The sequence below is a fragment of the Pantoea sp. ANP04 genome (assembly GCF_041982285.1).
Lineage (GTDB): Bacteria > Pseudomonadota > Gammaproteobacteria > Enterobacterales > Enterobacteriaceae > Pantoea > Pantoea eucalypti.
The window spans coordinates 1-556 of record NZ_JAUTYS010000130.1; the positions used below are offsets into that span (position 1 = coordinate 1).

1 protein-coding gene and 1 pseudogene are annotated in these 556 nt (G+C 71.4%); both read left to right on the plus strand.

All coding sequences use genetic code 11. From position 1 onward, the window contains the following. Window positions 1–226, plus strand: a pseudogene (locus Q7C21_RS22715) (hypothetical protein); the annotation flags it as partial. Further along, window positions 223–556 (plus strand): PIG-L family deacetylase (locus Q7C21_RS22720; RefSeq protein ID WP_375151198.1); only part of this gene is annotated, 334 nt, incomplete at its 3' end. The pseudogene Q7C21_RS22715 and the gene Q7C21_RS22720, both read left to right, overlap by 4 nt.

A 556-nucleotide genomic window follows, 5' to 3' on the forward strand; every position in this document is an offset into this window, starting at 1 on the left:
CCGGCGCACCCGGGCCGTGACCGAAGCCAGCGTCGACAGCCTGCTGCGGCATGTCGGTCGGGCCCTGGGCGCGGGCCCCTACTGCCTGGACCGGCACTTCGCCCGGCTGCTGGCCGACCTGCCGGTATTTATCCGCCAGAGCCATGCCGAACGCGACCTGGCCCAACTCGGCCAACAGCTGGCCAGCGAAGCCGCTGCGGCGGACCGGGGAGGATGGTGCCTGTGAAAGCCAATCCGATTGTCGGCCGCGGCACTTCACTGAAGGCATGGCAGGCCTCCTCGCACCTGCGGGCGATGGCCTGCGTGGATATCCAGACCCTGGTTGCGCCCGGTTCGCGGGCGGTGATCGTGGCCCCGCACCCGGACGACGAAATCCTCGGCTGCGGCGGCCTCCTGCAATTGCTGGCGGCCGCGGGCCGGGAACTGTTGCTGATTTCGGTCACCGATGGCAGCGCCAGCCATCCCGGCTCACCGCGCTGGCCCATCGAGCGCCTGAGCCTGGTGCGGCCCCAGGAGTCCGCCGAAGGCCTGCGCCGCCTGGACCTGCCACTGGCGC